7 protein-coding genes are annotated in these 8,815 nt (G+C 71.8%); 1 reads left to right on the plus strand and 6 read right to left on the minus strand.

Annotated elements, in window-relative coordinates; all coding sequences use genetic code 11:
* Positions 1-57 precede the first annotated feature (57 nt).
* The 6 genes from ACLQ21_RS14260 to ilvD form a co-directional block, all read right to left on the minus strand.
* Positions 58-1,047, minus strand: a complete 990-nt coding sequence (locus ACLQ21_RS14260) for a DUF2332 domain-containing protein (protein ID WP_425664625.1) — start codon at positions 1,045-1,047, stop codon at positions 58-60.
* Between the two features lie 46 nt (positions 1,048-1,093).
* Positions 1,094-2,569: an FAD-dependent oxidoreductase gene (locus ACLQ21_RS14265; protein WP_425664626.1), complete on the minus strand. Its 1,476-nt coding sequence runs from the start codon at positions 2,567-2,569 to the stop codon at positions 1,094-1,096.
* A gap of 81 nt (positions 2,570-2,650) precedes the next feature.
* Positions 2,651-3,676 (minus strand): ketol-acid reductoisomerase, encoded by a 1,026-nt coding sequence (gene ilvC / locus ACLQ21_RS14270; RefSeq protein WP_425664627.1) that lies wholly within the window; start codon positions 3,674-3,676, stop codon positions 2,651-2,653.
* A gap of 32 nt (positions 3,677-3,708) precedes the next feature.
* A complete protein-coding gene (gene ilvN, locus ACLQ21_RS14275) occupies positions 3,709-4,227 on the minus strand; it encodes an acetolactate synthase small subunit (RefSeq protein WP_425664628.1) in 519 nt (172 codons plus the stop codon).
* Positions 4,227-6,014, minus strand: coding sequence for an acetolactate synthase large subunit (locus tag ACLQ21_RS14280; RefSeq protein WP_425664629.1), 1,788 nt, complete (start codon positions 6,012-6,014; stop codon positions 4,227-4,229). Before ACLQ21_RS14280 ends, ilvN begins: the two co-directional genes overlap by 1 nt.
* 35 nt (positions 6,015-6,049) lie before the next feature.
* Complete coding sequence (gene ilvD, locus ACLQ21_RS14285; protein WP_425664630.1) at positions 6,050-7,747, minus strand: dihydroxy-acid dehydratase; 1,698 nt, start codon at positions 7,745-7,747, stop codon at positions 6,050-6,052.
* 91 nt (positions 7,748-7,838) lie between these two features.
* On the opposite strand from ilvD, the gene ACLQ21_RS14290 reads away from it, so the two are divergent.
* The gene (locus tag ACLQ21_RS14290; RefSeq protein WP_425664631.1) at positions 7,839-8,666 is read left to right on the plus strand and encodes a sugar phosphate isomerase/epimerase family protein; all 828 of its coding nucleotides are present in this window, start codon (positions 7,839-7,841) and stop codon (positions 8,664-8,666) included.
* The last annotated feature ends 149 nt before the right edge of the window (positions 8,667-8,815 follow it).

Raw genomic sequence — 8,815 nt, forward strand, 5'->3', positions numbered from 1 at the left:
GATCGATGCGATGGGCCGGGTGCGCTGCATCCGGCCCTTCGCGCATCGCGGTCTCCCTTATCTCGCGATGTCGTCGATCCAGGTGACGGAGGCGCCGTGCGGGTCGGTGATCGCGACCGGCTCGGCGTTCCGGCGGAGCATGAAGTCGCCGGGCTCCGCCCAGGGTGCGGGCGGTCCGATCTCGAGCGTCGAGCCCTCGTTCGCGACCCACGTCACCCGCAGCTCGCCCATGAGGTCGGCGAAGCTGGCCCGCTCGTACGCGGGCACGTACGCGAGCACCGCCGAGTGCCACACGACGACCGTCCGCGCGTGCTCGGCCGCCTCCTCGACGAGCGCGCGCGTGTCGGTGGTGAGGTCACCCCGCCGCACACGCGATCGCTCGCGTCGCGCGATCGCGATCGCGGTGCGCAGTCGGTCGACTCGGGCGCCGTCGACGCCGCCGGTCGCATCCGGCCAGACGAGCGCCTCGAGCCACGCCTTCGTGTCGGCGTCGGCGGGGTCGAGCGGGTTGAGGTCGATGCCGCCACGCCACGCGACCGACGGCAGCCGCTCCGGCAGCGGCGTCGACGGCGACGCCTGCGTCTCGAGCAGCGGCAGCGACCGGTCGCCGACGTACTTGCCGGGACCGAAGCGGTAGCGCCATCGGTCGGGGTAGAGGCACAGGCCCGCGGAGGCGCCGACCTCGACGAGCGCGATCGGTCCGCGCAGGTGCGCGATCGCGGGCAGCATCGTCGCCATCCGCCGCGCCTCGTTCGTCTGCGTCATGCGGGCTCGCATCGTCGAGCGGATGCGGTCCCAGGCGCCGACGACCATGTCGCGCACGTCACCCCATGGCGCGATGGGCACCCCTTCAAAGCGCGCCGCGGCGAAGAGCAGGTTCGGCTGCCGCTTGGCTGGCTCGAGCTCGGCGATCGCGGCGCACAGCGCCGGATCGGCAGCGACGCCGCGCGCCCACTCGGCGTAGCGGGGCGAGCGCCCGTCCGCCTCGACGGTCGCCCAGCGCTCATACGACCGGGCGACGGACTGGCCCTCCGTCACATCCTGCACTCCCCCACCATCCCACTCGGACGCCCCGGGGCGTGCACTGCAGGATTCAGCGCTCGGCGGTGAGCTGCCGGAGCGGGCACGCCGTCGGCCCCTCGAGACGGGAGCCGTCGGGCGCGAAGCGCGAGCCGTGCGCGCTGCAGTCCCAGCTGCGCTCCTGTGCGTTCCAGCGCACGCGCGCGCCCACGTGCGGGCAGACCGCCGAGACCTCGCGCGTCTCACCGTTCACGGTCGAGACGGCGACCAGTCGTGCGCCGCGCCGGCCGAGCACGCCCTCGCCCTCGGCCGGCGTGGTCGGCGGCGCGAGCGACTCCGCGGTGGCGACCACCTGTGCGCGCGCCGTCGCGGCGACCGTCCCGGCGAGCGTGCCGACCGCGACCGGCGTCGCCGCGCGCCGTCGCAGCGTGCGCGCCCACTCGGGCTCCTCGCCGCTGAGGCGGCCGGCGATCGCGACGGCGCTCATCGCGCCGCTCGACATGCCCCACTTGTCGAACCCGGTCGCGAGCAGCACGCGCCCTCGCGATCCCGGGCGGGCGCCGATCCAGGGCAGCCGGTCGGGCGTGCGGTAGTCCTGCGCGCTCCAGGTGTGGGTGCGCTCCGCGTCGGGCCAGAGCTCGCGCACCCAGCCGTCGAGCTCGGCGACGAGCCGGCGCGGGTCGGGGTGCCGACCGACGGTGTGGCCGGGGCCGCCGGCGACGAGCACCTCCTCGCCCGCGATCGTCGCGGTGCGCAGGGAGCGGCCCGGCGAGTCGACGCTGAGCGCCATGACCGTGGGCAGCGGACCCGACGTGCGGTAGGAGGAGGCGTAGGAGCGGTGCGCGGACAGGAGCGCCGACGTGCCGCGAGCGGGCACGGGCGCCCCCGTCGCGAGCACGGCCGAGCCCGCCGTCCAGGTGCCCGCATCCGTCTCGAGCTCGACGCCCCGCCCCTTGACGCGCGCCCGGCGCACGCTCGCGCGGACGATCGTGCCGCCGTGCGCCCGCAGCTGGTCGGCGAGCACGCCGAGCACAGCCATCGGGTGCAGCTGGGCCTGGTCGGCCAGCTGGAGAGCGCCGGTGGTCTCGAAGGGCAGCGACTCCGCGCCGCCGCGCTCGACCGGCAGCCCGAGCTCGGCCGCTGCGACCAGCTCGCGCTCGAGCGATTCGGCGCCCTCGGCGGTGAAGGCGAACGAGACCGCGGATCTCGACTGTGCTGCGTCGGTGTCGACGAGCAGCGCGCGCAGCTGCCGGATGCCCTCGAGCGAGCCGTCGACGAAGGCGCGGACCGCATCGCGGCGCGCGAGCCCGAGGATGCGGTGGAGGCGGTCGCTCTGCAGCAGGCTGAGCTTCGCGGTCGTGCCGCCGGTCGCCACGGCCCCCACCTCACGTGCTTCGAGGACGACGACGCGGGCGCCCGCGGCCGCCAGCAGCACCGCCGAGGTCAGTCCGGTGATGCCCGCGCCGACGACGGCGACGTCGAAGCCGTCGCGGTCACCGGCAGGGTCGAGGGCGATGGTGGGACCGGTCGCTTGCCAGAGTGAGCTCATGAGCCCCACTCAACGCGGGAAGCGGCGGAGACGCAAGAGAGGGGGCCCTCCGGGCTCCCCTCTCTCGCGTTCGACCGTGGGTCAGCGCTGCGCGCTGCCGTCGACGTAGTCGGCGTCGGGCTGCTCCCACGCGAACAGGCTGCGGAGCTTCTGTCCGGTCGCCTCGATCGGGTGGCCCTGGGCCTTGGCGCGGAGCGCCTGGAACTCGGGGCCGCCAGCGTCCTGGTCGCCGATGAAGCGCTCGGCGAAGGCTCCGTTCTGGATGTCCTTGAGCACCGCCTGCATGTTCTCCTTGACGCTCGGGTCGATGACGCGCGGGCCCGAGACGTAGTCGCCGTACTCGGCGGTGTCGGAGATCGACCAGCGCTGCTTGGCGATGCCGCCCTCCCACATGAGGTCGACGATGAGCTTCAGCTCGTGGAGCACCTCGAAGTAGGCGATCTCCGGCTGGTAGCCGGCCTCGGTGAGGGTCTCGAAGCCGTACTGCACGAGCTGCGAGACGCCGCCGCAGAGCACGGCCTGCTCGCCGAAGAGGTCGGTCTCGGTCTCCTCGGTGAAAGTCGTGGTGATGCCGCCGGCGCGGAGGCCGCCGATCGCCTTCGAGTACGACCATGCCGTCTGCCACGCCGAGCCCGACGCATCCTTCTCGACGGCGACGATCACGGGCACGCCGCGGCCGGCCTGGAACTCGCGGCGCACGGTGTGGCCGGGGCCCTTGGGCGCGACGAGCACGACGTCGACGCCCTCGGGCGCGTCGATGTAGCCGAACCGGATGTTGAAGCCGTGGCTGAACAGCAGCGTCTTGCCCTCGCCCATCGACGCCGCGATCTCGTCGTTGTAGATGTGGCGCTGGTGCTGGTCGGGCGCGAGCAGGACGACGACGTCCGCCCAGGCTGCGACCTCGGCCGGCGTGCCGACCTCGAAGCCGGCCTCCGCCGCCTTCGCGCGGCTCTTCGACTCCGGCTGCAGGCCGACGCGGACCTCGACGCCCGAGTCGCGCAGGTTCTGCGCGTGCGCGTGTCCCTGCGAGCCGTAGCCGATGACGGCGACCTTCTTGCCCTGGATGATGCCCAGGTCGGCACCGTCGTCGTAGATGACCTCGGTCATGGTGTCTCCTTGCTTGTGGTTCAGATCTGTGGTCAGCGCGCGTCGGACTTGAGGACGCGCTCGCTGATGGACTTGCCGCCGCGACCGATGGCCAGCAGGCCGGACTGCGCGATCTCCTTGATGCCGTAGGGCTCGAGCAGCTTCAGCAGCGCCTGGCACTTGGCAGAGTCGCCCGTGACCTCGATGACGAGCGCGTCGGTCGTCACGTCGACGACGCGGGCGCGGAACAGCGTCGCTGCCTCGAGGATCTGCGAGCGCGTGGAGTTGTCGACGCGCACCTTGACGAGCAGGTGCTCGCGCTGCACGGACTGGCCAGGCTCGAGCTCGACGATCTTGACGACGTTGACGAGCTTGTTCAGCTGCTTCGTGACCTGCTCGAGCGGCAGGTCCTCGACGTCGACGACGACGGTGATGCGGCTGAGGCCGGGCACCTCGGTCTTGCCGACCGCAAGCGAGTCGATGTTGAAGCCGCGGCGCGCGAAGAGCGCGGCGACGCGGGTCAGCAGGCCGGGCCTGTCCTCGACCAGCAGCGACAGGACGTGCGTGCTCATCACTCCTCCTCCCACACCGGGCTGTGCTCCTTGGCGTACTGCACGAAGGAGTTCGAGACGCCCTGCGGCACCATCGGCCACACCATCGCGTCCTTCGACACGATGAAGTCGATGACGACCGGGCGGTCGTTCGTCTCGAGCGCGAGCTTGATCGCGGGGTCGATCTCCTCAGCCTTCGTCACGCGGATGGCCAGGCACCCGTACGCCTCGCCGAGCTTGACGAAGTCGGGGATCATCTTCGCGTCGTCGCCGGTCTCGAGGTCGGTGAACGAGTGCCGGCCCTCGTAGAACAGGCTCTGCCACTGCCGCACCATGCCGAGCGACGAGTTGTTGATGATCGCGACCTTGATCGGGATGTCGTTGAGCGTGCAGGTGGCGAGCTCCTGATTGGTCATCTGGAAGCAGCCGTCGCCGTCGATCGCCCACACGACGCGCTCGGGCTCCGCCACCTTCGCGCCCATCGCCGCGGGCACGGCGTAGCCCATCGTGCCGGCGCCGCCGGAGTTGAGCCACGAGTTGGGGCGCTCGTACTTGATGAACTGCGCCGCCCACATCTGGTGCTGGCCGACGCCCGAGGCGTAGATCGCCTCGGGACCGGTGAGCTCACCGATGCGCTGGATGACGTGCTGCGGGGCGAGCTTGCCGTCGCTCGGCTCCGAGAAGCCGAGCGGGAAGCGCTCCTGCAGGCCGTGCAGCCGCTCCCACCAGTCGGTGAGGTCGGTGCGGGCGCTCGCGGCGCGCTCCTGGAACGCGATCGACAGGTCGCTCAGCACGTCGCGCACGTCACCGACGATCGGCACGTCGGCGGGGCGGATCTTGGAGATCTCGGCCGGGTCGACGTCGACGTGGATGACCTTCGCGCCGGGCGCGAACTCGTTCACCTTGCCGGTGACGCGGTCGTCGAAGCGGGCGCCGAGCGCGAGGATCAGGTCGCACTCCTGGAACGCGAGCACCGCCGGCACCGAGCCGTGCATGCCGGGCATGCCGAGGTGCTGGGGGTGCGAGTCGGGGAAGGCGCCGCGCGCCATCAGCGTCGTGACGACCGGGGCACCGGTCGCCTCGGCGAACTCGAGCAGCTCTGCCGACGCGTGGGCGCGGATGACGCCGCCGCCGACGTAGAGCAGGGGGCGCTTGGCCTCGGCGAGCAGGGTCGCGGCGGCCGCGACCTGCTTGCCATGCGCCTTCGTCACCGGGCGGTAGCCGGGCAGGTCGATCGTCTCGGGCCAGACGAACGGCGCCGACCCCTGCTGCGCGTCCTTCGTGATGTCGACGAGCACGGGACCGGGACGGCCGGTGGAGGCGATGTGGAAGGCCGCGCGCATGACGCCGGGCACGTCCTCCGCGCGGGAGACCTGGAACGAGTGCTTCGTGATCGGCATCACGATGCCGGTGATGTCGGCCTCCTGGAACGCATCCGTGCCGATCAGGTGGCTGAACACCTGGCCGGTGATCGCGACGAGCGGCACCGAGTCCATGTAGGCGTCGGCGATCGCGGTCACGAGGTTCGTCGCGCCCGGGCCGCTCGTGGCGATGCAGACGCCGACGCGGTCGGTCGCGGCCGCGTAGCCCTCGGCGGCGTGGCCACCGCCCTGCTCGTGGCGCACGAGGATGTGGCGGATCGCCGACTGCTGCATGAGCTCGTCGTAGAACGGGATGATGGCGCCGCCGGGGATGCCGAAGACGTCCTCGACGCCGAGCAGCTCGAGCGACCGCAGGACGGCCCCCGAACCGGTCAGGACCGGCGGTTCGGCGCTGCGCGGTGCGGCAGGCCTGGGTGCGATGGACATGGCTCTCCTGGCTTGACTCTCGTACGGACCCGGCGTCAGCCGGTGACCGCGCCGGTGGCGGCGGATCGCACGAGTCGTGCGTACTTGGCGAGGACTCCGCGCGTGTAGCGCGGGGGCAGCGGCTCCCAGCCCTCACGCCGGGAGGCGAGCTCTGCCTCGTCGACGATCAGGTCAAGCGAGCGAGCGGCGATGTCGACCCTGATGCGGTCTCCGTCGCGCACGAAGGCGATCGGACCGGAGTCGACCGCCTCAGGGGCGATGTGGCCGATGCACAGGCCGGTTGTGCCGCCTGAGAATCTGCCGTCTGTCAGCAACAATACATCCTTGCCGAGGCCCGCCCCCTTGATGGCGGCCGTGATGGCCAGCATCTCGCGCATCCCGGGCCCGCCCTTGGGGCCCTCGTAGCGGATGACGACCACGTCGCCCGCGCGGATCTGGCCGGCGGTGAGGGCGTCCATCGCCGCGCGCTCGCGGTCGAACACGCGGGCGGGACCCTCGAACACCTCGGCGTCGAAGCCCGCCGTCTTCACGACCGCGCCCTCGGGCGCGAGCGTGCCGTCGAGGATCGTCAGGCCGCCCGTCGCGTGGATGGGGTCGTCGAGCTTGCGGACGACGGTGCCGTCGATCGCGGCCGGGTCGAGGTCGGCGAGGTTCTCGGCCAGGGTCCTGCCGGTCACGGTCATGACGTCGCCGTGGAGGAGGCCGGCGTCGAGGAGCGCCTTCATGACCACCGGCATCCCGCCCACGCGGTCGAAGTCCTGCGCGACGTACGCGCCGAACGGCTTGACGTCGGCGAGGTGCGGCGAGCGCTGGCCGATGCGGCGGAAGTCCTCGAGCGTGAGCTCGACCTCGGCCTCGTGCGCGATCGCGAGCAGGTGGAGCACGGCGTTCGTGGAGCCGCCGAGCACCATCGCGACGGTGATGGCGTTCTCGAACGCCTCCTTCGTGAGGATGTCGCGGGCGGTGATGCCGCGGCGCAGCAGCTCGACGACGGCCTCGCCGGAGCGGCGCGCGTAGAAGTCGCGGCGACGGTCGGCCGACAGCGGCGTGGACGAGCCGGGCAGGCTCATCCCGAGCGCCTCCGCGACGCACGCCATCGTGTTGGCCGTGTACATGCCGCCGCACGCGCCCTCACCGGGCGCGAAGCCGCACTCGATGCGGTGCAGGTCCTCGGCCGAGATCTTGCCGGCCTTGAAGGCGCCGACGGCCTCGAACGAGTCGATGATGGTCATCGACTGCGGGATCGTGCCGTCCTCGAGCTTCGCGAAGCCGGGTGCGATCGAGCCGGCGTAGACGAAGACGCTCGCGAGGTCGAGCCGCGCGGCCGCCATGAGCATGCCGGGGAGCGACTTGTCGCAGCCGGCGAGCAGCACGGTGCCGTCGAGCCGCTCCGCCATCACGACGGTCTCGACGCTGTCGGCGATGACCTCGCGGCTGACGAGCGAGAAGTGCATGCCCTCGTGGCCCATCGAGATGCCGTCGGAGACCGAGATGGTGCCGAACTGCAGCGGGTAGCCGCCGCCGGCGTGCACGCCCTCCTTCGACGAGCGCGCGAGGCGGTCGAGCGAGAGGTTGCACGGCGTGATCTCGTTCCACGAGCTCGCGATGCCGATCTGCGGCTTCTCCCAGTCGCCGTCGCCCATCCCGACCGCGCGGAGCATCCCCCGGCTCGTGGTGGCCTCGACGCCGTCCGTGACGGCGCGCGAACGCGGTTTGATGTCGATCTCAGGCATGGCCCGATCCTACGCCGCCGGGACATGTCAGATCGGCTCGCGCCATCGGCGGATGCGCGTCCTCCAGGCTGGAGGGTCTACCGTCGTTCGCATGATCAAGGTCGGCCTGAGCACGATCTCCGTCTTCCCCAAGGGTGTCGAGGACGGATTCCGGCTCGCCCACGAGGCGGGATACGACGGCGTCGAGGTGATGGTGACCACCGACGCGAAGACGCGCAGCCCCGAGCGGCTGCTCGAGCTGTCGGAGCGCTACCAGCAGCCGATCATGGCGATCCACGCGCCCGTCGTGCTGCTGACGACGTTCGTCTGGGGCAGGGATCCGTTCGTGAAGCTCGACCGGTCCGCGGAGCTCGCGGTCGCGGTCGGCGCGCCCGCGGTGGTCGTGCATCCGCCGTTCCGGTGGCAGGGCAAGTACGCCAGGACGTTCGTGGATGCGGTGCGGCAGACCGAGCAGAAGCACGGCATCGAGGTCGCGGTCGAGAACATGTTCCCGTGGGCGATGGGCGGCACCGACCGGCAGGCGTACCTGCCGGGCATCGACCCGAGCGAGATGGATGTCGACCACGCGACGCTCGACTTCTCGCACTGCGCGCTCGCGAAGCGCGACTCGATGCAGCTCGCGCTGGATCTCGGCCCGCGGCTGCGGCACCTGCACCTCACCGACGGTGTCGCCGCCGACGAGGACAAGGTGTTCGACGAGCACCTCGTTCCCGGGCACGGCAACGAGCCCGTCGCGGAGGTGCTGCAGATGCTCGCCGCCCAGGAGTGGACGGGTCAGGTGGTCGCCGAGATCAAGACGCGCCAGGCGCGCTCGGAGCGCGACCGGCTGCGGCTGCTGGTCGAGACGCTCGAGTTCGCGCGGGAGCACCTGGGGCAGAGCGCGCCGGCCGAGACGGAGCCGGCGCCCGAGCAGCGCTGAGCCGTGCTTCCGTCCGGCCGCCCCTCCGCTGGTTGAGCCGCTCCGCCCTGCCGTCCGCGGCGCCCCTCCGCTGGTTGAGCCGCTCCGCGCGCGCAGCGCGGCGGTTTCCAGGGTCTAGTGCAACGCGGTGTCTTCTGTCGGGGTTGAGA

Source organism: Agrococcus sp. DT81.2, from assembly GCF_049844935.1.
Taxonomy (GTDB): domain Bacteria; phylum Actinomycetota; class Actinomycetes; order Actinomycetales; family Microbacteriaceae; genus Agrococcus.

Coding starts and splice junctions, on each gene's coding strand:
- ACLQ21_RS14265 (WP_425664626.1), bottom strand. CDS start 2,569: ATGAGCTCACTCTGGCAAGCGACCGGTCCCACCATCGCCCTCGACCCT.
- ilvC (WP_425664627.1), bottom strand. CDS start 3,676: ATGACCGAGGTCATCTACGACGACGGTGCCGACCTGGGCATCATCCAG.
- ilvN (WP_425664628.1), bottom strand. CDS start 4,227: ATGAGCACGCACGTCCTGTCGCTGCTGGTCGAGGACAGGCCCGGCCTG.
- ACLQ21_RS14280 (WP_425664629.1), bottom strand. CDS start 6,014: ATGTCCATCGCACCCAGGCCTGCCGCACCGCGCAGCGCCGAACCGCCG.
- ilvD (WP_425664630.1), bottom strand. CDS start 7,747: ATGCCTGAGATCGACATCAAACCGCGTTCGCGCGCCGTCACGGACGGC.
- ACLQ21_RS14290 (WP_425664631.1), top strand. CDS start 7,839: ATGATCAAGGTCGGCCTGAGCACGATCTCCGTCTTCCCCAAGGGTGTC.